General features: G+C 50.8%; 39 protein-coding genes. 4 read left to right on the top strand and 35 right to left on the bottom strand.

From position 1 onward, the window contains the following. Window positions 1–40 precede the first annotated feature (40 nt). From rsmB to mscL, 3 genes are all read left to right on the top strand, one after another. Entirely contained in the window at window positions 41–1,342 is a 1,302-nt protein-coding gene (rsmB, locus tag AFL22_RS22005; protein ID WP_052272168.1) for a 16S rRNA (cytosine(967)-C(5))-methyltransferase RsmB, read from the top strand. A gap of 18 nt (window positions 1,343–1,360) precedes the next feature. After that, on the top strand, window positions 1,361–2,737 hold the full coding sequence (gene trkA / locus AFL22_RS22000) for a Trk system potassium transporter TrkA (protein ID WP_010252756.1): 1,377 nt from the start codon (window positions 1,361–1,363) through the stop codon (window positions 2,735–2,737). 124 nt (window positions 2,738–2,861) lie between these two features. Next, window positions 2,862–3,272 carry a large-conductance mechanosensitive channel protein MscL gene (gene mscL, locus AFL22_RS21995; protein ID WP_052272167.1) on the top strand — a complete coding sequence of 137 codons (411 nt, stop codon included), beginning with the start codon at window positions 2,862–2,864 and terminating at the stop codon, window positions 3,270–3,272. Here mscL and AFL22_RS21990 read toward each other — a convergent pair whose 3' ends face one another. From AFL22_RS21990 to rpsJ, 32 genes are all read right to left on the bottom strand, one after another. Beyond that, window positions 3,273–3,506 carry an alternative ribosome-rescue factor A gene (locus AFL22_RS21990; protein ID WP_010252762.1) on the bottom strand — a complete coding sequence of 78 codons (234 nt, stop codon included), beginning with the start codon at window positions 3,504–3,506 and terminating at the stop codon, window positions 3,273–3,275. 59 nt (window positions 3,507–3,565) lie between these two features. After that, window positions 3,566–3,982, bottom strand: coding sequence for a Zn(2+)-responsive transcriptional regulator (gene zntR, locus AFL22_RS21985; RefSeq protein WP_010252765.1), 417 nt, complete (start codon window positions 3,980–3,982; stop codon window positions 3,566–3,568). Then, entirely contained in the window at window positions 3,983–4,354 is a 372-nt protein-coding gene (locus AFL22_RS21980) for a DUF1992 domain-containing protein (RefSeq protein WP_052272166.1), read from the bottom strand. A gap of 96 nt (window positions 4,355–4,450) precedes the next feature. Further along, window positions 4,451–4,837, bottom strand: a complete 387-nt coding sequence (gene rplQ, locus AFL22_RS21975) for a 50S ribosomal protein L17 (protein WP_003850180.1) — start codon at window positions 4,835–4,837, stop codon at window positions 4,451–4,453. 40 nt (window positions 4,838–4,877) lie between these two features. Continuing rightward, on the bottom strand, window positions 4,878–5,867 hold the full coding sequence (gene rpoA / locus AFL22_RS21970) for a DNA-directed RNA polymerase subunit alpha (RefSeq protein ID WP_003850179.1): 990 nt from the start codon (window positions 5,865–5,867) through the stop codon (window positions 4,878–4,880). Window positions 5,868–5,892: 25 nt separating this feature from the next. Beyond that, window positions 5,893–6,513 carry a 30S ribosomal protein S4 gene (gene rpsD / locus AFL22_RS21965; protein ID WP_008927131.1) on the bottom strand — a complete coding sequence of 207 codons (621 nt, stop codon included), beginning with the start codon at window positions 6,511–6,513 and terminating at the stop codon, window positions 5,893–5,895. Between the two features lie 33 nt (window positions 6,514–6,546). After that, window positions 6,547–6,936, bottom strand: a complete 390-nt coding sequence (rpsK, locus tag AFL22_RS21960) for a 30S ribosomal protein S11 (RefSeq protein WP_004160563.1) — start codon at window positions 6,934–6,936, stop codon at window positions 6,547–6,549. Window positions 6,937–6,952: 16 nt separating this feature from the next. Continuing rightward, complete coding sequence (gene rpsM / locus AFL22_RS21955) at window positions 6,953–7,309, bottom strand: 30S ribosomal protein S13 (RefSeq protein ID WP_003850176.1); 357 nt, start codon at window positions 7,307–7,309, stop codon at window positions 6,953–6,955. 146 nt (window positions 7,310–7,455) lie between these two features. Next, on the bottom strand, window positions 7,456–7,572 hold the full coding sequence (gene rpmJ, locus AFL22_RS23680) for a 50S ribosomal protein L36 (RefSeq protein WP_010252805.1): 117 nt from the start codon (window positions 7,570–7,572) through the stop codon (window positions 7,456–7,458). A gap of 32 nt (window positions 7,573–7,604) precedes the next feature. Further along, on the bottom strand, window positions 7,605–8,936 hold the full coding sequence (gene secY / locus AFL22_RS21950; RefSeq protein WP_003850175.1) for a preprotein translocase subunit SecY: 1,332 nt from the start codon (window positions 8,934–8,936) through the stop codon (window positions 7,605–7,607). 7 nt (window positions 8,937–8,943) lie between these two features. Further along, complete coding sequence (rplO, locus tag AFL22_RS21945; protein WP_003850168.1) at window positions 8,944–9,378, bottom strand: 50S ribosomal protein L15; 435 nt, start codon at window positions 9,376–9,378, stop codon at window positions 8,944–8,946. Between the two features lie 3 nt (window positions 9,379–9,381). Continuing rightward, window positions 9,382–9,561 carry a 50S ribosomal protein L30 gene (rpmD, locus tag AFL22_RS21940; RefSeq protein WP_003850166.1) on the bottom strand — a complete coding sequence of 60 codons (180 nt, stop codon included), beginning with the start codon at window positions 9,559–9,561 and terminating at the stop codon, window positions 9,382–9,384. A 5-nt stretch (window positions 9,562–9,566) separates the two neighbouring features. Next, window positions 9,567–10,067 carry a 30S ribosomal protein S5 gene (rpsE, locus tag AFL22_RS21935; RefSeq protein ID WP_003850164.1) on the bottom strand — a complete coding sequence of 167 codons (501 nt, stop codon included), beginning with the start codon at window positions 10,065–10,067 and terminating at the stop codon, window positions 9,567–9,569. Window positions 10,068–10,081: 14 nt separating this feature from the next. Further along, complete coding sequence (rplR, locus tag AFL22_RS21930; protein ID WP_003850163.1) at window positions 10,082–10,435, bottom strand: 50S ribosomal protein L18; 354 nt, start codon at window positions 10,433–10,435, stop codon at window positions 10,082–10,084. A gap of 9 nt (window positions 10,436–10,444) precedes the next feature. Then, on the bottom strand, window positions 10,445–10,978 hold the full coding sequence (gene rplF, locus AFL22_RS21925) for a 50S ribosomal protein L6 (RefSeq protein ID WP_003850161.1): 534 nt from the start codon (window positions 10,976–10,978) through the stop codon (window positions 10,445–10,447). 13 nt (window positions 10,979–10,991) lie between these two features. After that, a complete protein-coding gene (gene rpsH, locus AFL22_RS21920) occupies window positions 10,992–11,384 on the bottom strand; it encodes a 30S ribosomal protein S8 (protein WP_003850158.1) in 393 nt (130 codons plus the stop codon). 32 nt (window positions 11,385–11,416) lie between these two features. Further along, on the bottom strand, window positions 11,417–11,722 hold the full coding sequence (rpsN, locus tag AFL22_RS21915) for a 30S ribosomal protein S14 (protein WP_008927132.1): 306 nt from the start codon (window positions 11,720–11,722) through the stop codon (window positions 11,417–11,419). A gap of 14 nt (window positions 11,723–11,736) precedes the next feature. Further along, window positions 11,737–12,276 carry a 50S ribosomal protein L5 gene (gene rplE / locus AFL22_RS21910; RefSeq protein ID WP_003850155.1) on the bottom strand — a complete coding sequence of 180 codons (540 nt, stop codon included), beginning with the start codon at window positions 12,274–12,276 and terminating at the stop codon, window positions 11,737–11,739. 14 nt (window positions 12,277–12,290) lie between these two features. Then, entirely contained in the window at window positions 12,291–12,605 is a 315-nt protein-coding gene (gene rplX, locus AFL22_RS21905; protein WP_003850150.1) for a 50S ribosomal protein L24, read from the bottom strand. 10 nt (window positions 12,606–12,615) lie between these two features. Then, on the bottom strand, window positions 12,616–12,987 hold the full coding sequence (gene rplN, locus AFL22_RS21900) for a 50S ribosomal protein L14 (RefSeq protein ID WP_006120590.1): 372 nt from the start codon (window positions 12,985–12,987) through the stop codon (window positions 12,616–12,618). Window positions 12,988–13,235: 248 nt separating this feature from the next. Next, a complete protein-coding gene (locus tag AFL22_RS21895; protein ID WP_052272165.1) occupies window positions 13,236–14,588 on the bottom strand; it encodes an 8-oxoguanine deaminase in 1,353 nt (450 codons plus the stop codon). 358 nt (window positions 14,589–14,946) lie between these two features. Beyond that, window positions 14,947–15,201 carry a 30S ribosomal protein S17 gene (gene rpsQ, locus AFL22_RS21890; RefSeq protein WP_003850147.1) on the bottom strand — a complete coding sequence of 85 codons (255 nt, stop codon included), beginning with the start codon at window positions 15,199–15,201 and terminating at the stop codon, window positions 14,947–14,949. Further along, window positions 15,201–15,392 carry a 50S ribosomal protein L29 gene (gene rpmC, locus AFL22_RS21885; protein WP_003850146.1) on the bottom strand — a complete coding sequence of 64 codons (192 nt, stop codon included), beginning with the start codon at window positions 15,390–15,392 and terminating at the stop codon, window positions 15,201–15,203. The genes rpsQ and rpmC overlap by 1 nt, the downstream gene beginning before the upstream one ends. Then, window positions 15,392–15,802 carry a 50S ribosomal protein L16 gene (rplP, locus tag AFL22_RS21880; protein ID WP_008927134.1) on the bottom strand — a complete coding sequence of 137 codons (411 nt, stop codon included), beginning with the start codon at window positions 15,800–15,802 and terminating at the stop codon, window positions 15,392–15,394. The genes rpmC and rplP overlap by 1 nt, the downstream gene beginning before the upstream one ends. A 12-nt stretch (window positions 15,803–15,814) precedes the next feature. Beyond that, window positions 15,815–16,513 carry a 30S ribosomal protein S3 gene (gene rpsC, locus AFL22_RS21875; RefSeq protein ID WP_009087585.1) on the bottom strand — a complete coding sequence of 233 codons (699 nt, stop codon included), beginning with the start codon at window positions 16,511–16,513 and terminating at the stop codon, window positions 15,815–15,817. Window positions 16,514–16,530: 17 nt separating this feature from the next. After that, complete coding sequence (rplV, locus tag AFL22_RS21870; protein ID WP_008927136.1) at window positions 16,531–16,863, bottom strand: 50S ribosomal protein L22; 333 nt, start codon at window positions 16,861–16,863, stop codon at window positions 16,531–16,533. Window positions 16,864–16,876: 13 nt separating this feature from the next. Further along, complete coding sequence (gene rpsS / locus AFL22_RS21865) at window positions 16,877–17,155, bottom strand: 30S ribosomal protein S19 (protein ID WP_001138115.1); 279 nt, start codon at window positions 17,153–17,155, stop codon at window positions 16,877–16,879. A 16-nt stretch (window positions 17,156–17,171) separates the two neighbouring features. Beyond that, complete coding sequence (gene rplB / locus AFL22_RS21860) at window positions 17,172–17,993, bottom strand: 50S ribosomal protein L2 (RefSeq protein ID WP_008927137.1); 822 nt, start codon at window positions 17,991–17,993, stop codon at window positions 17,172–17,174. A gap of 17 nt (window positions 17,994–18,010) precedes the next feature. Next, window positions 18,011–18,313 carry a 50S ribosomal protein L23 gene (gene rplW, locus AFL22_RS21855; protein ID WP_003850708.1) on the bottom strand — a complete coding sequence of 101 codons (303 nt, stop codon included), beginning with the start codon at window positions 18,311–18,313 and terminating at the stop codon, window positions 18,011–18,013. Further along, the gene (rplD, locus tag AFL22_RS21850) at window positions 18,310–18,915 is read right to left on the bottom strand and encodes a 50S ribosomal protein L4 (RefSeq protein ID WP_003850711.1); all 606 of its coding nucleotides are present in this window, start codon (window positions 18,913–18,915) and stop codon (window positions 18,310–18,312) included. The genes rplW and rplD overlap by 4 nt, the downstream gene beginning before the upstream one ends. A gap of 10 nt (window positions 18,916–18,925) precedes the next feature. Further along, a complete protein-coding gene (rplC, locus tag AFL22_RS21845) occupies window positions 18,926–19,555 on the bottom strand; it encodes a 50S ribosomal protein L3 (RefSeq protein ID WP_003850712.1) in 630 nt (209 codons plus the stop codon). 32 nt (window positions 19,556–19,587) lie between these two features. Next, window positions 19,588–19,899 (bottom strand): 30S ribosomal protein S10, encoded by a 312-nt coding sequence (rpsJ, locus tag AFL22_RS21840; RefSeq protein WP_001181005.1) that lies wholly within the window; start codon window positions 19,897–19,899, stop codon window positions 19,588–19,590. Between the two features lie 393 nt (window positions 19,900–20,292). On the opposite strand from rpsJ, the gene AFL22_RS21835 reads away from it, so the two are divergent. After that, window positions 20,293–21,066: an A24 family peptidase gene (locus AFL22_RS21835; protein ID WP_052272164.1), complete on the top strand. Its 774-nt coding sequence runs from the start codon at window positions 20,293–20,295 to the stop codon at window positions 21,064–21,066. On the opposite strand, the gene bfr is transcribed toward AFL22_RS21835, so the two are convergent. The 3 genes from bfr to tuf all read right to left on the bottom strand — a co-directional run bounded on the left by bfr (window position 21,053) and on the right by tuf (window position 23,176). Beyond that, entirely contained in the window at window positions 21,053–21,526 is a 474-nt protein-coding gene (gene bfr, locus AFL22_RS21830) for a bacterioferritin (RefSeq protein ID WP_010253012.1), read from the bottom strand. The genes AFL22_RS21835 and bfr overlap by 14 nt on opposite strands. A 100-nt stretch (window positions 21,527–21,626) precedes the next feature. Then, window positions 21,627–21,821 carry a bacterioferritin-associated ferredoxin gene (bfd, locus tag AFL22_RS21825; protein ID WP_010671585.1) on the bottom strand — a complete coding sequence of 65 codons (195 nt, stop codon included), beginning with the start codon at window positions 21,819–21,821 and terminating at the stop codon, window positions 21,627–21,629. Window positions 21,822–21,991: 170 nt separating this feature from the next. After that, on the bottom strand, window positions 21,992–23,176 hold the full coding sequence (gene tuf / locus AFL22_RS21820) for an elongation factor Tu (RefSeq protein WP_010253018.1): 1,185 nt from the start codon (window positions 23,174–23,176) through the stop codon (window positions 21,992–21,994). Window positions 23,177–23,207: the final 31 nt, after the last annotated feature.

Here is a 23,207-nt window from a genome sequence, read left to right as displayed (position 1 = left end):
CCGGTCCCTCACCGGGCCTTTTGTTTGATGACAAAACCCTATGACTAAATCTATCAACCTGCGTAGCCTCTCAGCTCAACTTATTGAGCGTGTGGTCGACAAGGGCGAATCCCTGAATACGGCACTGCCAGCCGCCCAGAAAAAGCTCTCTGACAAAGATAGCGCATTAGTGCAGGAGATCTGTTTTGGCGTATTGCGCACATTACCGCAGCTGGAAGCGCTGATTGGCAAACTGATGGAGCGTCCACTTACCGGCAAACAGCGGGTTCTGCACTATCTGATCATGGTCGGGCTTTATCAGCTGGAGTATACCCGTGTGCCTGCCCATGCCGCACTGGCAGAAACCGTCGCGGGCGCCGAAGTACTGAAGCGCACCAGTATGAAAGGCTTATTAAATGGCGTATTACGCCAGTTTCAGCGTCAGCGGGAAGAGCTGCTCGCCACTGTTCAGGATGGCCCGCAACGCTATCTGCATCCCGGATGGCTTCTAAAGCGTTTACAGCATGCCTGGCCGGAACAATGGCAACAGATTGTCGAAGCAAATAATCTGCGTCCGCCGATGTGGCTGCGGGTTAATCGCCAGCACCACGATCGTGACACGTGGCTGGCTATGCTGGCCGAAAGCGGCAGGAATGCTCAGCCTGATGTCGATGTGCCGGATGCGCTGCGGCTTGACGCCCCTGCCCCGGTCAGCCAGCTACCAGGCTTTGATCAGGGTTGGGTTACCGTGCAGGATTTATCTGCTCAGCGCTGTGCCTTGCTGCTTGAGCCCCAAAACGGCGAACAGATTCTGGATTTATGCGCTGCGCCCGGCGGTAAAACGACCCATATCCTTGAAATCGCGCCTCAGGCCGAAGTTATGGCCGTCGACGTGGATGCGCAGCGTCTTAAACGCGTAAATGAGAATCTGCAACGACTGGGTATGAAAGCAGACGTGAAACAGGGTGATGGACGAACGCCGCAACAGTGGTGCGGCGTTCGTCAGTTTGACCGTATTCTGCTGGATGCGCCCTGCTCTGCTACCGGTGTGATCCGACGCCATCCTGATATTAAGTGGCTGCGTCGCGATCGGGATATCGCCGAGCTGGCAAAGCTTCAGGGTGAAATTCTTGATGCTATCTGGCCGCACCTGAAACCTGGCGGTACACTGATTTATGCCACCTGCTCCATCCTGCCTGAAGAGAATCATCAGCAGATAGATGCTTTCCTGCAGCGCCAGCATGATGCGCAGGCAGAGCCCCTCAGAGATGCGCCCGCGAACGGCTTACAGGTATTCCCGGAAGCCGAGGGCGGAGATGGTTTCTTCTACGCTAAGCTGATAAAAAAATCGGGTACAAACTGAAATGAGTATTGATAAGCGATGAAAATAATCATTCTGGGCGCAGGACAGGTTGGCGGAACCCTGGCAGAAAATCTGGTGGGTGAAAACAACGATATCACGGTGGTTGATACCGACTCTTCACGCCTGCGTCACCTGCAGGATAAGTTCGATCTTCGCGTCGTGCAGGGTCATGGTTCTCATCCACGCATTTTACGTGAGGCGGGTGCAGAAGATGCCGACATGCTGGTTGCCGTAACCAACTCCGATGAAACCAACATGATTGCCTGTCAGATTGCTTATTCGCTTTTCAATACGCCGAATCGCATCGCCCGTATTCGCGCAGCCGACTATCTGCGTGATGCGGACAAGTTATTTATTCCTGAAGCGGTGCCTATCGATCACCTGATCTCGCCTGAACAGCTGGTGATCGACAATATCTATCGTTTAATCCAGTATCCTGGCGCATTGCAGGTCGTTAACTTTGCTGAAGGCAAAGTCAGCCTCGCCGTGGTGAAAGCTTATTATGGCGGGCCACTGGTGGGAAATCCGCTATCGATCATGCGTGAGCATATGCCACACATTGATACCCGCGTAGCCGCTATATTTCGTCAGGATCGCCCCATTCGCCCGCAGGGTTCAACCATCGTAGAAGCGGGTGATGAAGTCTTTTTCATTGCAGCCAGTCAGAACATTCGTGCGGTAATGAGTGAAATGCAGCGGCTGGAGAAACCTTATAAACGGATTATGCTGGTAGGTGGCGGTAATATCGGTTTCGGCCTGGCACAAAAACTTGAGAAAAATTACAGCGTGAAGCTGATTGAACGTAACCCCCAGCGCGCAGCAGAACTGGCAGAGCATCTTCACGACACAGTCGTCTTTTATGGCGATGCGTCAGATCAGGAACTTCTCGCTGAAGAACATGTTGATCAGGTTGATCTCTTTATCGCCGTCACCAACGATGATGAAGCCAATATTATGTCAGCCATGCTGGCAAAAAAGATGGGGGCGAAGAAGGTTATGGTGCTGATTCAGCGCCGCGCCTACGTCGATCTGGTACAAGGCAGCGTTATCGATATCGCTATTTCACCTCAGCAGGCCACGATTTCTGCCCTGCTTGGTCATGTGCGCAAAGCGGATATCGTGGGCGTTTCATCGCTACGACGCGGTATTGCAGAAGCGATCGAAGCGATAGCCCACGGAGACGAATCAACTTCACGCGTGGTCGGCCGCTCCATTGATGATATCAAACTACCGCCAGGCACCATTATTGGCGCAGTGGTTCGTGGAGACGATGTGATGATTGCCAATGATAACCTGCGAATTGAACAAGGTGATCATGTCATCATGTTCCTGACCGACAAGAAGTTTGTATCAGATGTGGAACGTCTCTTCCAGCCGAGTCCATTTTTCCTGTAAATGCCGCGTTTACAGGCGAACAGAGCACAGGGAATGCAAAACTGCCGCTTAATTCGCTGTGTTGATGGCAAAACCAGTAGGGTTTGTTAGACTTTATGGCATTGGCTTGGGCAAGGAGATAAGTATGAGTTTAATCAAAGAGTTTCGCGATTTCGCAATGCGCGGCAATGTGATGGATTTAGCCGTTGGTGTCATCATCGGTGCTGCATTCGGTAAAATTGTTTCATCGTTAGTCGCCAACATCATTATGCCGCCTTTAGGCTTACTGATTGGTGGTGTCGATTTTAAATCATTCGCCTGGGTACTTAAGCCTGCAGTTGGTGATGCTCCAGCCGTTGTAATGCAGTACGGTATCTTCCTTCAGACCATCTTCGATTTTGTCATCATCGCTTTCGCAATCTTTATGGCGATCAAGTTAATGAATCGTCTGTACAAGAAAAAGGAAGTAGAGAAGTCAGTGGCTAAACCGTCAAACGAAGAAGTTCTGCTGACTGAAATCCGCGATCTGCTGAAACAGCAGAATACCCGGGTCTAGTTAATAAGCCGCCGCACAGGCGGTTTTTTTAACCGTAAAAGCAGAAGGGCAGTGATAAGACGCTTTCTTATCACTGCCCTCCCATCCAGTCCCCTTGCCATGTTTCTCTTTCCGCTTAAAACTACCTTTACCCTTTTGCTTCTGCTCGATGCGTTGCCGAAATAGCGGGTCATGTAACAGAGCCTGAATCGCGTTATCGCGGATTTGCCCTTTGGTGTGCTGATATTTACTCATGACGCCTCCTGTTGAGATGGTCTGATACTCTATTCCTTTGCAGCAAAATAACAATATGCTTATTTGCTCGAAGCCTCTCCCCGCTCCAGCGCCTCAAGAATTGAGCACGAAATGCTACTGTGACTGTCACCACAACAGGCATCGGAAAGGTGTCGCAGAGAACGCTGCATCGTTTCTAATTCTGCGATCATCTGAGCAACTTCGCTCAGCCGTTTTTCAACGATCGCTTTTGATTCCTGACAGGTGTGGTGCGCAGGATCAACCCGGATCGAAAGTAGCTCTCTGATCGCTTCCAGACTGAAACCCAGTTTACGACCATAACGAATAAATTTCAGACGCTGAAGATCGCCCTCGCTGTAAAGGCGAAAACCACCTTCCGTCCGACCATCATGATCCATCATCTGCTGCTTTTCATAAAAACGGATAGTGTCTGGCGTCACCTCCGCAAGCTTAGCTAACTGACCGATGCGAAACATTTACTCCTCCTCGCGGAAACGATGCTGAATAGCAGTGGAATAACTGCCATGGAGAAAATCGGTACTGATACCCGCCTGGCGTAATCTTAGCTCCAGCACCTGAAGCCGATGGCAATGATCCTGATAATTTTGATCCGCAGGATCGAGGTTGCGAATAAGATCGTTAACTTCCATGGCTTCACGTCTGAGCTCAAGCTCCGGCGGCAGAAAGCCCGAATTTTTCAGTAAACGGTAGCCCGCTCTTAACTCAGGCGGAACATGACTGTCATCATCCAGCTGCAGCGGCTTACCAGAGCCGGGAAGATTACTCAGCTCGCCTTTTTCCAGCGCCGCTTTAATGTGCTGTTCAGCAAGTTCATCAACCAGCCACATAGTTGGCTCCTTTGAACATGAAAAGAGTAAGTTCTAAGGTAGTAAATTTCAGGCAATAAAAAACCCGCCGAAGCGGGTTTTTTACGTTGCTACAGATTACTCTGCGGCTGCTTCTGCTTGAGCTTCTGGACGATCAACCAGCTCGATGTAAGCCATCGGAGCGTTGTCACCAGCACGGAAGCCACACTTCAGAATACGAGTGTAACCACCGGCACGGCTCGCGAAACGCGGGCCCAGCTCATTAAACAGTTTTGCCACGATCTCGTTATCACGAGTACGGGCGAATGCCAGACGACGATTAGCTACGCTGTCGGTCTTGGCAAGAGTAATCAGCGGCTCAACTACGCGACGCAGTTCTTTGGCTTTCGGCAGAGTCGTTTTGATGATCTCATGACGAACCAGAGAACCGGCCATGTTGCGGAACATAGCCTGACGATGGCTGCTGTTGCGGTTCAGTTGACGACCACTCTTACGATGGCGCATGACCTTATCCTTCTCAGTGAAACCTTAACCTGTGATCTGATTATTCATCAGCAATGCTTGCTGGCGGCCAGTTCTCGAGGCGCATGCCCAGAGAAAGACCACGCGAAGCCAGCACATCTTTAATCTCGGTAAGAGATTTTTTACCAAGGTTAGGCGTTTTAAGCAGCTCAACCTCGGTACGCTGTACCAGATCACCGATGTAGTGGATAGCTTCTGCCTTAAGGCAGTTAGCAGAGCGGACAGTCAATTCCAGATCGTCAACAGGGCGCAGCAGGATCGGATCGAATTCTGGTTTCTCTTCTTTAACTTCCGGCTGACGTACATCACGTAAGTCAACGAAAGCTTCAAGTTGTTCTGCCAGAATGGTTGCCGCACGACGAATCGCCTCTTCAGGATCGATTGTGCCGTTGGTTTCCATTTCGATGACCAGCTTGTCCAGGTCGGTGCGCTGCTCTACACGCGCTGCTTCAACATTGTAGGCGATACGGTCTACAGGGCTGTAGCAAGCGTCAACTAACAGGCGGCCGATTGGGCGCTCATCTTCTTCCGAATGAATTCGGGCAGAAGCCGGCACATAGCCACGACCACGCTGAACTTTGATACGCATGCTGATAGCAGCGTTCTCATCGGTCAGATGGCAAATGACATGCTGAGGCTTGACGATTTCGACATCACCATCATGGGTAATGTCGGCTGCAGTCACAGGGCCAATGCCAGATTTATTCAAGGTCAGAATAACTTCATCTTTCCCCTGAACTCTTACCGCCAGCCCTTTCAGGTTGAGCAGGATTTCCAGGATATCTTCCTGTACTCCCTCTTTGGTGCTGTACTCATGAAGTACACCATCAATTTCAACCTCGGTCACCGCGCAACCCGGCATGGATGAAAGCAGAATACGGCGCAGTGCGTTACCAAGAGTATGGCCAAAGCCACGCTCTAAAGGCTCAAGGGTCACCTTGGCGTGCGTCGAACTCACTTGCTCGATATCTACCAGGCGCGGTTTTAGAAACTCTGTCACAGAACCCTGCATTGTGTCCTCTCTTTGGTACTAAGCCTTACTTGGAGTAAAGCTCGACGATCAGGTGTTCGTTAATGTCCGCAGACAGATCAGTACGTTCAGGAATACGCTTGAACACACCTTCCATCTTAGTCGCATCAACTTCCAGCCAGGTTGGCTTTTCACGCTGCTCAGCCAGCTCCAGAGCGGCCTTCACGCGAGATTGCTTTTTGGCTTTCTCACGGATGCTAACGACATCATTCGGAGATACCTGATAAGAAGCGATGTTAACAACGCGGCCATTTACCAGAACAGACTTATGGCTAACCAGCTGACGTGCTTCTGCACGAGTGGCACCAAAGCCCATACGATAAACTACGTTGTCCAGACGACCTTCCAGCAGAGCCAACAGGTTTTCACCGGTGTTGCCTTTCAGACGAGCTGCTTCTTTATAATAGTTACGGAACTGACGCTCCAGCACGCCGTAGATACGACGAACTTTTTGCTTTTCACGTAACTGACCGCCGTAATCAGACAGACGCGGTTTACGCGCACCATGCTGACCAGGGGCTTGTTCAATCTTACACTTGGAATCAATCGCGCGAACGCCAGACTTAAGGAATAAGTCAGTGCCCTCACGACGGCTCAGCTTGAGCTTAGGACCCAAATATCTTGCCATTTTCTTTCTCCAACTATCCTAAAAAAACGGGCGTTATACGCGACGTTTTTTCGGCGGACGACAACCGTTATGAGGGATCGGAGTCACATCAGTAATATTAGTGATGCGGAAACCAGCGGCGTTCAAAGCACGAATCGTAGATTCGCGACCTGGACCCGGACCCTTTACCATAACTTCCAGGTTCTTAATTCCGTAATCTTTTACCGCTTCTGCACAGCGCTCTGCAGCGACCTGAGCAGCAAACGGAGTGGATTTACGTGAACCGCGGAAACCGGAACCACCGGCGGTTGCCCAACCCAGTGCGTTACCCTGACGATCAGTAATGGTAACGATGGTGTTGTTAAAAGAAGCATGGACATGAGCCACGCCATCTGAGACTTGTTTTCTTACACGCTTACGTGCACGAACTGGTGCCTTTGCCATTATTTACTCACCCCGATTATTTCTTGATCGGTTTACGCGGACCCTTACGGGTACGTGCGTTGGTCTTAGTACGCTGACCGCGAACCGGAAGACCACGACGATGGCGCAAACCACGGTAGCAACCAAGGTCCATAAGACGCTTGATGCTCAGGGTGATTTCACGGCGCAGATCACCTTCTACAACGAATTTCGCAACTGCATCACGCAGCTGATCAATTTGTTCTTCAGACAGCTCACTGATCTTAACATTTTCAGCAATACCCGTTGAAGCGCAGATGGCTTTAGAACGAGTTTTACCGATACCGAAGATCGAAGTTAATGCGATAACGGTATGTTTTTGATCAGGAATGTTAATGCCTGCTATACGGGCCACTATGCACTCCTATAATTAAACAAGCACGTCCCATGCTGAAAAGCCCGTTTTCAGGATACTCAAATGGAAACGCACTGACATACAAAAGATTGGCTGGCTAATCTAGCCAGCTCAACCCGACTTTGCAAGAAAAATATGTGACAAAATCAGCCTTGGCGCTGTTTATGCTTTGGCTCGGCGCTGCAGATCACACGGACGACACCGTCGCGACGAATGATTTTGCAGTTACGACATAATCTCTTGACGGAAGCACGAACTTTCATTTTTACTCTCCGTAACTTCTCAACCAACTGAATTAACGGCCGTAGCCTTTCAGGTTAGCTTTCTTCAGTGCCGACTCGTACTGACTTGACATCATCAGAGTTTGCACTTGAGCCATAAAGTCCATGATGACGACAACTACGATAAGCAGTGAAGTACCGCCAAAGTAGAAGGGAACCTTCATCGCATCACGCATGAACTCCGGGATAAGGCAGATAAACGTAATGTAGAGAGCGCCGATTAAGGTCAATCGCGTCATTACTTTATCAATATACTTCGCCGTTTGCTCTCCCGGACGAATTCCCGGTACGAATGCACCAGACTTCTTCAGGTTATCTGCTGTTTCACGTGGGTTGAAAACCAACGCCGTATAGAAGAAACAGAAGAAGATGATTGCAGTCGCATAGAGTAGCACATAAAGCGGCTGTCCTGGCTGCAAATACAGCGAAATTGTTGTCAGCCAGTTCCAACCGGTACCGCCCCCAAACCACGATGCAATCGTTGCCGGGAACAGAATAATGCTGGAAGCAAAAATGGCTGGAATGACGCCTGCCATGTTCACTTTCAACGGTAAATGTGTGCTCTGTGCAGCGTAAACGCGACGACCCTGCTGACGTTTTGCGTAGTTCACCACAATGCGGCGTTGACCACGTTCAACAAAGATAACAAAGAAGGTCACTGCGAATACGAGTACTGCAACCAACAGCAACAGAAGGAAGTGCAGGTCGCCTTGCCGCGCTTGCTCGATGGTATGGCCAATGGCCGGCGGGAGACCCGCAACGATACCTGCGAAGATAATGATCGAAATACCGTTACCGATACCACGTTCAGTAATCTGTTCGCCCAGCCACATCAGGAACATCGTTCCTGAGACCAGACTCACAACAGCGGTAAAGTAGAAAGCAAAGCCTGGATTCATTACCAGGCCTTGCATCCCTGGCATATTCGGCAGACCGGTAGCAATACCGATCGACTGAAATATGGCCAATACCAACGTACCGTATCGGGTGTACTGGCTAATCTTACGACGGCCAGCCTCCCCTTCTTTCTTAATTTCCGCTAACGCTGGATGAACCACCGTTAATAACTGGATGATAATCGATGCCGAAATATACGGCATGATGCCCAGTGCGAAAATAGAAGCACGGCTCAGAGCACCACCAGAGAACATGTTAAACATTTCAATGATGGTGCCACGCTGTTGCTCAAGCAGTTTGGCAAGTACAGTGGCATCAATACCAGGGATTGGAATAAAAGAGCCAATACGGAAGACAATGAGTGCGCCGATTACAAACAGCAGTCTGCGTTTCAGCTCACCAAAGCCACCCTTGGCACTTTGAAAATCTAATCCCGGTTGTTTAGCCATCTGCTACTTATTCCTCGATTTTACCGCCAGCAGCTTCGATTGCAGCACGTGCACCTTTGGTGACACGCAGACCGCGAACCGTTACCGGTGTAGAAACTTCACCAGACAGAATTACTTTAACGAATTCAATCTGAACACCGACAATGTTGGCTGCTTTCAGCGCGTTCAGGTCGACGATACCGCCTTCAACTTTCGCCAGATCAGACAGACGAATCTCTGTGGTGATCATTGCTTTGCGAGAGGTGAAACCGAACTTCGGCAGACGACGGTACAGAGGCATCTGACCACCTTCGAAACCGCGACGTACGCCACCGCCAGAACGTGAGTTCTGACCTTTGTGACCACGACCACCGGTTTTTCCGAGGCCAGAACCGATACCACGACCCAGACGCTTGGTAGCGTGCTTAGACCCTTCGGCCGGAGACAGAGTATTTAAACGCATCTCTTACTCCTCCACTTTAACCATATAGGAAACCGCGTTAACCATACCGCGTACTGCAGGCGTGTCTTCACGCTCAACGGTGTGGCCAATACGACGCAGACCCAGGCCAACCAGAGTGGCTTTATGCTTAGGCAAGCGGCCGATTGAACTACGGGTTTGAGTGATTTTAATAGTCTTAGCCATCGTGATTACCCCAGAATTTCTTCAACGGATTTACCACGCTTAGCAGCGACCATTTCCGGAGATTTCATATTGCCCAGGCCGTCGATAGTTGCACGAACCACGTTAATCGGGTTAGTAGAACCATAGGCTTTTGCCAGTACGTTATGAACTCCAGCGACTTCCAGAACGGCGCGCATTGCACCACCGGCAATAATACCGGTACCTTCTGAAGCCGGCTGCATGAACACGCGGGAACCCGTGTGTGCACCTTTAACTGGGTGCTGCAGGGTGCCGTTGGTCAGCGCGACGTTAACCATGTTGCGACGGGCTTTCTCCATCGCTTTCTGGATCGCTGCTGGAACTTCACGCGCTTTACCGTAACCAAAACCTACGCGACCATTACCATCGCCTACCACAGTCAGTGCTGTGAAGGAGAAGATACGACCACCTTTAACAGTTTTAGAAACACGGTTTACCGCGATCAGTTTTTCCTGCAGTTCGCCAGCTTGTTTCTCGATGTGTGCCATCTTAGACCTCTACCTTAGAACTGAAGGCCAGCTTCACGGGCAGCATCTGCCAGTGCCTGGACGCGACCATGATATTGGAAACCGGAACGGTCGAAAGAAACACCAGTGATGCCTTTTTCGATTGCGCGTTCTGCGATAGCTTTACCTACTGCAGCTGCGGCTTCTTTATTACCGGTATACTTCAGTTGTTCAGTGATAGCTTTTTCTACAGTAGAAGCAGCGACCAGAACTTCGGAACCGTTCGGGGCGATTACCTGTGCGTAAATATGACGCGGGGTACGATGTACCACCAGGCGAGTAGCACCCAGCTCTTTGAGCTTGCGACGTGCACGGGTCGCACGACGGATACGAGCAGATTTCTTATCCATAGTGTTACCTTACTTCTTCTTAGCCTCTTTGGTACGCACGACTTCGTCGGCGTAACGGACACCCTTGCCTTTATAAGGCTCAGGACGACGGTAGGCGCGCAAGTCCGCTGCAACCTGACCAATCAGCTGTTTATCAGCGCCTTTCAGCACGATCTCAGTCTGAGTTGGACATTCTGCAGTGATACCCGCGGGCAGCTGGTGATCGACTGGATGAGAAAAGCCCAGAGACAGGTTAACCACGTCGCCTTTAACGGCTGCACGATAACCTACACCAACCAGCTGCAGCTTCTTAGTGAAGCCTTCGGTAACACCGATTACCATTGCGTTCAGCAGCGCGCGAGAAGTACCCGCCTGCGCCCAGCCGTCAACGAAACCTTCGCGCGGAGCGAAAGTCAGAGCGTTGTCAGCATGCTTAACTTCAACAGCATCATTGATAGTACGAGTCAGCTCGCCGTTTTTACCTTTAATCGAAATTACCTGACCGTTGAGTTTTACCTCTACGCCGGCAGGAACAACGACAGGTGCTTTAGCAACACGAGACATATGTATCCTCCGATTACGCTACGTAGCAGATAATTTCGCCACCAAGACCTGCCTGGCGCGCTGCACGATCAGTCATGACACCTTTAGATGTAGAAACTACAGCGATGCCCATACCAGCCATTACCTTTGGCAGCTCATCTTTTTTCTTATAGATGCGCAGACCAGGACGGCTTACTCGCTGAATGCTTTCTACAACAGCTTTACCCTGGAAATACTTGAGAGTAAGTTCCAGTTCCAGCTTGATGTCGCCTTCGATTTTGAAATCTTCAATATATCCTTCTTCCTTCAGAACGTTGGCAATTGCCAATTTCAGCTTGGAGGAAGGCATGGTGACCGCAACTTTGTTTGCGGCCTGACCGTTACGGATACGGGTCAGCATATCCGCGATCGGATCTTGCATGCTCATCTGTGTTACTCCCGTGATTCAATTGGTGACAATTACCAGCTAGCCTTTTTCAGGCCCGGGATTTCACCGCGCATGGCGGCTTCGCGGACCTTGATACGGCTCAACCCAAACTTCCGCAGGAAACCGTGCGGACGACCTGTTTGACGGCAGCGGTTACGCTGACGCGAAGGGCTGGAATCACGCGGCAGACTCTGCAGCTTCAGAACAGCATCCCAACGATCTTCGTCGGAAGCGTTCACATCAGAGATGATCGCTTTCAGTTCAGCGCGTTTAGCGAAGAATTTGTCTGCTAATTTTGCACGCTTAACTTCGCGTGCTTTCATAGATTGCTTAGCCATTAAGTAACCCTACCTTACTTACGGAACGGGAAGTCAAAGGCAGCCAGCAGAGCACGGCCTTCATCATCAGATTTCGCAGTAGTGGTAATGGTGATATCCAAACCACGAACGCGATCGACTTTGTCGTAGTCGATTTCTGGGAAGATGATCTGCTCACGTACACCCATGCTGTAGTTGCCACGACCATCGAATGACTTAGCGGACAAGCCACGGAAGTCACGGATACGTGGAACAGCAATGGTGACCAGACGCTCAAAGAACTCCCACATGCGCTCGCCACGCAGAGTTACTTTACAGCCGATCGGATAGCCCTGACGGATTTTGAAGCCTGCAACTGATTTGCGTGCTTTGGTGACCAGCGGTTTTTGACCGGAGATTGCTGCCAGGTCAGCTGCTGCGTTATCCAGCAGTTTCTTGTCAGCGATCGCTTCACCAACACCCATGTTCAGGGTGATCTTCTCGACCCGAGGGACTTGCATGACAGAATTGTAGCCAAACTCTGTCATGAGTTTCTGGACTACTTCGTCTTTGTAGTAATCATGCAGTTTCGCCATCGTACTACTCCAAATTACTTGATAGTTTCGCTGTTAGACTTGAAGAAACGGACTTTTTTGCCGTCTTCGAATCTAAAGCCTACACGGTCAGCCTTACCAGTTGCCGCGTTGAACAGTGCAACGTTAGAAACCTGAATAGCAGCTTCTTTTTCAACGATGCCACCTGGTTGGTTCAGAGCCGGAACCGGCTTCTGATGTTTCTTCACCAGGTTGATACCTTCAACGATGACCTTACCAGAAGACAGGACATTCTTAACTTTACCGCGCTTACCTTTATCTTTACCGGTTAACACGATAACTTCGTCGTTACGACGGATTTTAGCTGCCATTGTTCGCTCCTTAGAGTACTTCTGGTGCCAGAGAGATAATTTTCATGAACTTTTCAGTACGAAGTTCACGAGTTACCGGCCCAAAAATACGCGTACCGATAGGCTGCTCACTGTTATTGTTCAGAATAACGCATGCATTACCATCGAAGCGAATGACAGAACCGTCCGGGCGACGAACACCCTTCCTGGTGCGCACCACTACCGCCTTCAGGACATCACCTTTTTTGACTTTACCACGCGGAATTGCTTCCTTGATGGTAACTTTGATGATGTCACCGACGCCTGCGTAGCGACGGTGCGAGCCACCCAGAACCTTGATACACATTACGCGACGTGCACCGGAGTTGTCGGCGACGTTCAGCATAGTCTGTTCTTGGATCATTTTAGTGCTCCGCTAATGTCAACTACTACTTCGGGACCTAAACCTCAGGTCGTTAGAAAGCCCCATAATTGAGGGCGCGGCATTGTAACACCGGTTCTCACAGATGGGTAGAAAAAATAAACGGCTCTCAATCGAGCCGCTGATTTCCCCTGATGACAGGGAGGGCGTATTCTAGGGAATAGTGCGAACAGTAGCAAATGTAATCTGCCTTATTTTTCGTCGCCTCCCAAATAAAGTGCCCTTCTGACTCAACCAGCCAGTTTCCTGGCCAGTTGGTTATGCTGACGCAACACGGCTGGCAGTTCAATTCCGGCCACTTGTCCGTCCCGTATCCGGACTTTTCCGTTAATGATGCTATAGGCAACCTGTCCCGGATTACAGAACACCAGGGCGGCGACAGGATCGTGCCCTGCCCCGGCAAGTCCAATTCGATTCAGGTCAAAAATGGCCAGATCGGCCATCATGCCCGGCGCAATGGTGCCCACATCATCGCGGTTTAGCACCTTTGCTCCACCCAGCGTCGCCAGTTCCAGTGCCTGACGTGCCGTCATCGCATTCGGGCCGAAGCCAACGCGTTGCAGCAGCATCGCCTGACGAACCTCGGCCATCATGTCTGAGCTGTCATTGGAGGCTGAGCCATCCACACCCATACCCACGTGTACGCCGGCATCACACATATGGCGTATCGGCGCAATACCGGAACCGAGACGCATGTTCGAGCAGGGACAATGCGCGACGCCGGTACCGGTACGTGCAAAGAGTTCTATGCCATGCTGATCCAGTTTGACGCAGTGTGCATGCCAGACATCCGGTCCTACCCAGCCGAGGTCTTCAACATACTGTGCTGGCGTCATATTGAATTTTTCACGGCTATAACGGATATCGCTGTCGTTCTCCGCCAGATGGGTATGCATAGAGACATTGAAGCTGCGTGCCATCGCTGCGGATTGCTTCATCAGCTCACGGCTGACTGAAAACGGCGAACATGGCGCAACCACGATGCGTAACATCGAACCGTGGCTGTCATCATGGTAGCGCTCAATCACACGCTGCGTATCTTTAAGAATGGCGGCTTCATCCTCTACCAGTGCATCGGGTGGTAAGCCACCCAGGGACTTACCGACGCTCATGCTGCCCCGGCTCGCATGGAAACGCATGCCCATTAAGGCTGCAGCCTCAATACTGTCGTCAAGCTTACAGCCATTCGGGTAGACGTAGAGATGGTCACTGGTGGTGGTGCAGCCGGAGAGCATTAACTCGGCCATGGAGATCTGTGTTGAGATATGAATCATCTCAGGCGTCAGATTCTGCCACAGTGGATAGAGGTGGGTCAGCCAGTTAAAGAGCTCGCCGTTTTGCACTGCAGGAATAGCGCGGGTCAGGCTCTGATACATGTGGTGATGCGTATTGATCAGGCCAGGGATGACAATGTGTCCTCGCAGATCGATGATCTCATCCGCGCTATCAGGTAACGAGCGTGCTTCCCCGACTGCAACGATCTTATTTCCTTTTATCAGAATAGAGGCGTTACCTATTTCCCGACGGTCAGCATCCATGCAGACCACACATTCAGCATTCTTCAGTAACAGAGTTCGTTCCATGCTATTGCCTGTGGGTAGTGGTTGTGTGTTACCCGATAATAGCGGCAAGCTTTTGGCAGAGCTAATCGCAGGTAACGCAGCTAACAGTGGCAATTTTAACAGTGACCGGCGTAAGCGGTCATGACTCTCCATTTTCACGGCACATTTCCTTGTACAGTTATGATAACCCCGGCGTTTATAGCCTGGCGTTTTCAGGCCACCTCGCCTGAAGAGAGGCAGCTTAATCCCTGCAAATCCCTGAATTTGTGAGCACCATCAAATCCGTATTGCCACGGGCACAAATGGATCAAGCCCGAATCGCAGGCAAAAAAAAACCCCCTGCCGAAGCAGAGGGTTTCCTCAGAAAAAACGATTCTTATTACAGAACAGCTTTCTCGATTACGCGAACCAGGGTCCAGGATTTAGTCTTGGACAGTGGACGGCATTCGCGGATTTCTACCACGTCACCAATTCCACATTCATTGTTCTCGTCATGGATGTGCAGCTTGGTCGTACGTTTAATGAATTTGCCGTAGATCGGGTGTTTCACGAAACGTTCGATAGCAACAACTGCAGATTTCTGCATTTTGTCACTTACTACACGACCCTGCAGAGTACGGATTTTATCGGTCATTACGAACCCGCCTTCTCAGTCAGTAAAGTCTTAACGCGTGCAACATCACGGCGAACCTGTTTCAGCAGATGAGTCTGCTGCAGTTGGCCAGATGCTGCCTGCATGCGCAGGTTAAATTGCTCACGCAGCAGATTAAGCAGCTCAGTGTTCAGCTCTTCAACGCTTTTTTCACGCAGCTCAGTTGCTTTCATTACATCACCGTCTTAGTTACAAAGGTGGTTTTGATAGGCAGTTTTGCTGCTGCCAGCTTGAATGCTTCACGGGCCAGCTCTTCTGGTACGCCGTCCATTTCATACAGGACTTTACCAGGCTGGATCAGGGCAACCCAATACTCTACGTTACCCTTACCTTTACCCATACGCACTTCCAGCGGCTTCTCGGTGATCGGTTTGTCCGGGAATACTCGGATCCAGATCTTACCTTGACGCTTAACTGCACGGGTCATAGCACGACGTGCTGCTTCGATCTGACGAGCAGTCAGACGACCACGGCCAACAGCTTTCAGACCGAAAGTACCGAAGCTGACATCCGTACCCGCAGCCAGACCGCGGTTACGGCCTTTGTGCACTTTACGGAATTTCGTACGCTTTGGTTGTAACATCAGCGACTCTCCTTACTTACGGCCTTTACGCTGCTGCTTTTTAGGTTGAGCAGCCGGTTCCGGTTGTTCAACAGCAGCCATACCACCCAGGATCTCACCTTTGAAGATCCATACCTTAACGCCGATTACACCATAAGTGGTGTGCGCTTCAGAGGTGTTGTAGTCAATGTCAGCACGCAGTGTGTGCAATGGCACGCGACCTTCACGATACCATTCGGTACGTGCGATCTCGGCGCCACCCAGACGGCCGCTAACTTCGACTTTAATACCCTTCGCGCCAAGACGCATGGCGTTCTGAACTGCACGCTTCATAGCACGACGGAACATCACACGACGCTCCAGCTGTGAAGTGATGCTGTCAGCTACCAGTTTCGCGTCCAGTTCCGGCTTGCGGACTTCGGCGATATTAATCTGTGCAGGAACGCCAGCGATATTCGCGACGACCGTGCGCAGTTTTTCTACATCTTCGCCTTTCTTACCGATAACGATGCCCGGACGAGCGGTGTGAATAGTCACACGGATGCTCTTCGCTGGACGCTCGATAACGATACGAGAGACAGATGCTTTAGCCAGTTCTTTAGTCAAAAACTGACGTACTTTAAAATCGCTGTCCAGGTTGTCAGCGAATTCTTTGGTGTTCGCAAACCAGGTAGAGTTCCATGGTTTTACAATACCCAGGCGAATACCATTAGGATGTACTTTCTGACCCATTGCTAGTCTCCAGAGTCTCAGCGATCGGACACAACCACAGTAATGTGGCTGGTGCGCTTCAGGATGCGATCTGCACGACCTTTGGCACGCGGCATAATGCGTTTCATGGTCGGACCTTCATCAACGAAAATTTTCGTGATTTTCAGATCGTCGATATCAGCGCCATCGTTGTGTTCGGCGTTAGCAATGGCAGATTCCAGAACTTTTTTGACCAGTACAGCCGCTTTCTTATTGGTGTAGGTCAAAATGTCCAGTGCCTGCGACACTTTCTTACCGCGAATCAGGTCAGCAACAAGGCGAACCTTCTGAGCAGAAGAACGAGCGTGGCGATGTTGAGCTAAAGTTTCCATCTCTTCCTCCTACTTATTTCTTCTTGGCTTTTTTATCAGCCGCGTGACCGCGATAAGTACGTGTCGGCGCGAATTCACCCAGTTTGTGACCAACCATTTCGTCGGAAACAAAGACAGGAACGTGCTGACGACCATTATGGACAGCGATGGTCAAACCGATCATGTTAGGAAAGATCGTTGAACGACGGGACCAAGTGCGCAAAGGCTTCTTGTCACCGCTTTCCACCGCTTTCTCTACCTTCTTCAGCAAGTGCAGGTCAATAAAAGGACCTTTCTTGAGAGAACGTGGCATGGCTTATCCTCTAATATTATTTGCTACGGCGACGTACGATAAACTTATCGGTACGCTTGTTGCTACGGGTCTTCTTACCTTTGGTCTGAACGCCCCACGGAGTTACCGGGTGCTTACCAAAGTTACGACCTTCACCACCACCGTGCGGGTGATCAACTGGGTTCATCGCGGTACCACGAACGGTAGGACGAACACCACGCCAACGGGCTGCACCAGCTTTACCCAGAACGCGCAGCATATGCTCAGCGTTGCCGACTTCGCCCAGTGTTGCGCGGCAGTCAGACTCGACTTTACGCATTTCACCTGAACGCAGACGCAGGGTAACGTAAGAACCTTCACGCGCAACGATCTGCACGTAAGCACCGGCTGAGCGAGCAATCTGACCGCCTTTGCCTGGTTTCATTTCTACGTTATGCACGGTTGAACCCACCGGGATGTTACGCATCGGCAGAGTGTTACCTGCTTTAATCGCAGCATCAACGCCAGATTGGATCTGGTCGCCGGCTTTCAGGCCTTTAGGGGCCAGGATGTAACGGCGCTCGCCGTCTTTGTACAGAACCAGTGCGATGTTCGCAGAGCGGTTCGGATCGTACTCAAGACGTTCAACAACTGCCGGGATACCGTCTTTGTTGCGTTTGAAGTCAACAATACGATAAGCCTGCTTGTGACCACCACCGATATGACGGGTAGTGATACGACCATTGTTGTTACGGCCACCGGATTTGCTGTTTTTTTCTACCAGCGGGGCAAATGGTTTGCCCTTGTGCAGCTCCGCGTTTACCACTTTAACTACATGGCGACGACCCGGAGATGTCGGTTTACATTTAACAACTGCCATTGTCTTTCTCCTCCGACTTACTCAGCGCCGCCAGCGAAGTCCAGATTCTGGCCTTCTTTCAGGGTGACGTAAGCTTTTTTCCAGTCGCTACGACGACCGATACGCTGTCCTTGACGCTTAACTTTGCCCTTAACTACCAGGGTGTTTACGTCTTTAACTTCTACTTCGAACAGTTTCTCAACAGCAGCAACGATCTCTGCTTTGGTCGCGTCATTAGCAACTTTGAGAACGATGGTATTGGTTTTTTCCATCGCGCTAGATGCTTTTTCAGATACGTGCGGCGCGCGCAGTACTTTCAGCAGACGTTCTTCACGGATCATGCCAGCATCTCCTCAACTTGCTTAACTGCATCAGCAGTCATAACGACTTTGTCGAAGGCGATCAGGCTAACTGGGTCGATACCGGATGCATCACGTACGTCAACCTTGTACAGGTTGCGCGCAGCCAGGAACAGATTCTCATCCAGTTCACCGGTGATGATCAGCACGTCTTCCAGAGCCATGTCTTTCAGTTTCTGTACCAGCAGCTTGGTTTTCGGTGCTTCTACAGCAAATGATTCGACAACGATCAGGCGATCTTGACGTACCAGTTCGGACAGGATGCTTTTCAGCGCGCCGCGGTACATCTTTTTGTTAACTTTTTGACTGTGGTCCTGCGGCTTCGCAGCAAAGGTCACACCACCTGAACGCCAGATTGGGCTCTTTACAGAACCTGCACGCGCACGGCCGGTGCCTTTTTGACGCCATGGCTTTTTGCCTGAACCGGTTACTTCGGCGCGAGTTTTCTGCGCACGAGTACCCTGGCGGGCGCCAGATGCGTAAGCAACAACAACCTGGTGAACCAGCGCTTCGTTGAAATCACGACCGAAGGTAGTTTCGGAAACAGTCAGCGCGCTCTGCGCGTCTTTCAATACTAATTCCATTGCTATCCCCTTACGCCTTCACAGCTGGTTTAACGATCAGGTCGCTACCGGTAGCACCGGGAACTGCACCTTTAACCAGCAGCAGGTTGCGCTCAGCGTCAACACGTACTACGTCCAGACTCTGAACGGTTACGCGCTCATTACCCAGCTGACCTGCCATTTTCTTGCCTTTAAACACTTTGCCCGGAGTCTGGTTCTGACCGATAGAACCCGGAACGCGGTGAGACAAGGAGTTACCGTGAGTAGCGTCCTGGGTACGGAAGTTCCAGCGCTTAACGGTACCGGCGAAACCTTTACCTTTAGAGGTACCGGTTACGTCAACTTTCTTAACTTCAGCGAAAATCTCAACGCTGATGCTCTGACCTACAGAGTATTCTTCACCTTCAGCGGTGCGGAATTCCCACAGGCCACGGCCAGCTTCAACGCCAGCTTTAGCAAAATGACCAGCTTCAGGTTTGGTCACACGGTTTGCTTTTTTAGCACCGGTGGTAACCTGAATTGCCTGGTAACCATCGTTTTCCAGGCCTTTGACCTGAGTAACGCGGTTCGCTTCAACTTCGATTACGGTGACGGGGATAGAAACGCCATCTTCAGTGAAGATGCGGGTCATGCCCACTTTTTTACCGACTAAACCAATCATTGTTTCAACCTCTCAATCGCTCGATGACCTGATTAACCCAGGCTGATCTGCACGTCAACACCGGCAGCCAGATCCAGACGCATCAGAGCATCAACGGTTTTTTCAGTTGGCTCAACGATGTCTACCAGACGCTTGTGAGTGCGGATTTCGTACTGATCACGCGCATCTTTGTTAACGTGCGGAGAGATCAGAACAGTAAAACGCTCTTTGCGGGTTGGCAGCGGGATTGGACCACGAACCTGCGCACCAGTGCGCTTGGCGGTCTCAACGATTTCCGCGGTTGATTGATCGATCAGACGATGATCAAACGCTTTAAGACGGATACGGATTCTTTGGTTCTGCATGAGACCAGAGCTCCAAACTTTTTATAGACGAAAAAAATTACTACTCGAGCCCATTACGATTGATGGGAGAGTGTAATCGTTCAGCATATAACTCCACAATTGGGAGTATTGTCAGGCGGCCTAAATTTCAGCCGTCTGCGATTCTGCTCGAATCGCGCCTGCAATATCTGCAGGCCCGCGCATTATACGTAAATCTGTTCAGGAAGCAACCCGTGTTGAGGTTTTACCCATTAAATTGTGGCCGGTTCGTGAAGCGTGCGTCGCATTGCACTGCCGTATCGCTGATAAATCAGTTATTCAGTTGTGACTCTGTTTCCGCCCTTCTTCATTCATAGGTGACACAGAACCCGTTGCCCTCGAGAGTGCATCTAACCTTTCGTCCGGAGCATAATCATGTCGCCCACTCTGATAACTCACATTGCTGCACTCGCAGGCGGAGGTGCACTGGGAAGCTTTCTTTCGCTGACCAGCCAGCGCTTCACCCCCGCCCTATCACCCGCTCAATGGTTTGCCCTACTCTGCTTTCCGGGTTCGCACTGTAATCATTGCCAGCAGCGCCTGCTGTGGCGAGATGCGCTGCCGTTAATAAGCTGGCCTGGCTTAAAAGGACGGTGTCGCTTCTGTCATCGCGCGTTCGGCGCAGAAAGCGTTGTCATTGAATGGCTGTTCGCCCTTCTGTGCCTGCTGGTGCTGCAGAGTTTTGACCACTCTGCGGAGGCTGTTTTTATTATTACTGCCTCCGGCCTCTTGCTGCTCGTGGCTGCCATCGATCGTCGCCACTTCTGTATACCTGACCCGCTCAATTATCTGCTGCTCTGGTCCGGATTACTTCATGCCACGCTGTCCGGAACCGAAACAACGGCGATATGGGGTGCTGTGGCGGGCTACTGTGCGTTGTGGCTGCTCGCCTGGAGCTATCGGCAGATGCGGGGGTACGAGGGATTAGGTTATGGCGATATCAAGCTTTTCGCAGCGTTAGGTGCCTGCTGTGGCTGGCAGGCATTACCCTGGATTGCGCTGGGTGCCACCGTTATGGCGCTGACGTCGATCGTGATGCTGCAACTGCGGGGTTTTATTCAGGGGGACAGCCCGCTGCCGTTTGGCCCTTTCCTGGCCATTGCGGGCTGGGTAACGATAGTGCTGCAGACCCGATTCACTCTTGTTTGATTTGAGCCTGCAGATAGTTCTGGATGCCCATCTTCTGGATTAACTCAAGTTCCGTCTCAATCCAGTCGATGTGATGTTCCTCATCAGCCAGGATTTCAATCATCATGTCACGGCTGACATAGTCATGCACTTTGTCAGCATAGGAGATAGCTTCACGAAGGTCTTTCGCGCCCTCCAGCTCCAGATTCAGGTCTGAACTCAGCATCTCCTCAACATCTTCACCGATACGGAGCCGTCCCAGATCCTGAAGGTTTGGGATCCCTTCCAGGAAAAGAATACGCTCAATATATTTATCGGCATGTTTCATCTCATCGATTGATTCATGGTATTCCACATCATTGAGGCGCGTCAGACCCCAGTTTTTGAACATGCGCGCATGAAGAAAGTACTGATTGATAGCAACCAGTTCATTTCCAAGCAGTTTGTTGAGATGACTGATAACTTTGATATCGCCCTTCATTGTTAACCCTCCGCGTCTGGTTTATTAGAGCGTAGATGCGGTTAAAAAGAAGTCAAAAAAACGCGACAGATATTGTGGGTATTCACGCACCGATCGTCGGTCAGGCTATCTCTTTGTAGAGTGGTGCATGCTGCATCTCTTCATCCATAATTTCACGCGCAGCACGAATGCATTTGCCGCATTGCTTGCCGACCGGCACAAGCTGGCGCAGTTGCTGAATAGATTTGGGCTGATAGCGACGCACGACTTCACGAAGGGTTTTATCACTGATGGCATTACACAGGCAGACGTACATTGATTCATCACTCGGGTACATTTTCTGTACATAGTGTAAATGCGAATCGTTTTTATTTCAAACCCACCCTTTGCAGGGTTATGGCATTTTCAGAGCAAAAAAAAGAGCACCGAAGTGCTCTTTTTACTGTGTTGCAGTGGCCATTTACACAGCCACAGCAGATATCACAATTAAGCGATAACTTTAGCAACAACACCCGCGCCAACGGTACGGCCGCCTTCGCGGATTGCGAAGCGCAGACCTTCGTCCATTGCGATTGGGTGGATCAGGGTAACAACCATTTTGATGTTGTCGCCTGGCATTACCATTTCAACGCCTTCTGGCAGCTCTACTGAGCCGGTTACGTCAGTTGTACGGAAGTAGAACTGTGGACGATAGCCTTTGAAGAACGGAGTATGGCGACCACCTTCGTCTTTAGACAGAACGTAAACTTCTGACTCGAACTGGGTGTGCGGCTTGATTGAGCCTGGCTTAGCCAGAACCTGGCCACGCTGGATGTCTTCACGCTTGATACCGCGCAGCAGAACACCACAGTTTTCGCCTGCCTGACCCTGGTCCAGCAGCTTACGGAACATCTCAACACCGGTACAGGTTGATTTCACAGTATCTTTGATACCAACGATTTCAACTTCGTCGCCGACTTTAACGATGCCGCGCTCAACACGACCGGTAACAACGGTACCACGGCCAGAGATTGAGAATACGTCTTCGATTGGCAGCAGGAACGGCATGTCGATCGCACGCTGTGGCTCTGGGATGTAGTTGTCCAGATGCTCAGCCAGTTCGATGATTTTCGCTTCCCACTCTGGGTTGCCTTCCAGCGCTTTCAGAGCAGAACCACGAACGATTGGAGTGTCGTCGCCTGGGAAGTCATATGCTGACAGCAGGTCACGAACTTCCATCTCTACCAGTTCCAGCAGCTCTTCATCATCAACCATGTCACACTTGTTCAGGAACACGATGATGTAAGGAACGCCAACCTGACGACCCAGCAGGATGTGCTCACGGGTCTGTGGCATTGGGCCATCAGTCGCAGCAACAACCAGGATCGCGCCGTCCATCTGCGCAGCACCGGTGATCATGTTTTTCACATAGTCGGCGTGGCCTGGGCAGTCAACGTGCGCATAGTGGCGAGTCGGGGTTTCATACTCAACGTGTGAAGTGTTGATGGTGATACCACGTGCTTTCTCTTCTGGTGCGTTATCGATCTGATCGAATGCACGAGCCTGGCCGCCGTAAGTTTTAGACAGTACGGTGGTGATAGCTGCAGTCAGGGTGGTTTTACCGTGGTCGACGTGACCGATGGTGCCCACGTTTACGTGCAGTTTGTTACGCTGAAATTGCTCTTTCGCCATGGCGATAATTCCTTACGTTGTGCCTTCACCA

Origin of the sequence: Pantoea sp. CFSAN033090 (genome assembly GCF_001264395.1) — a bacterium.
GTDB classification, from domain to species: domain Bacteria; phylum Pseudomonadota; class Gammaproteobacteria; order Enterobacterales; family Enterobacteriaceae; genus Pantoea; species Pantoea agglomerans.
Note: the sequence above shows the minus strand (reverse complement) of the source record. Positions and strands in the feature narration are given on the sequence as shown.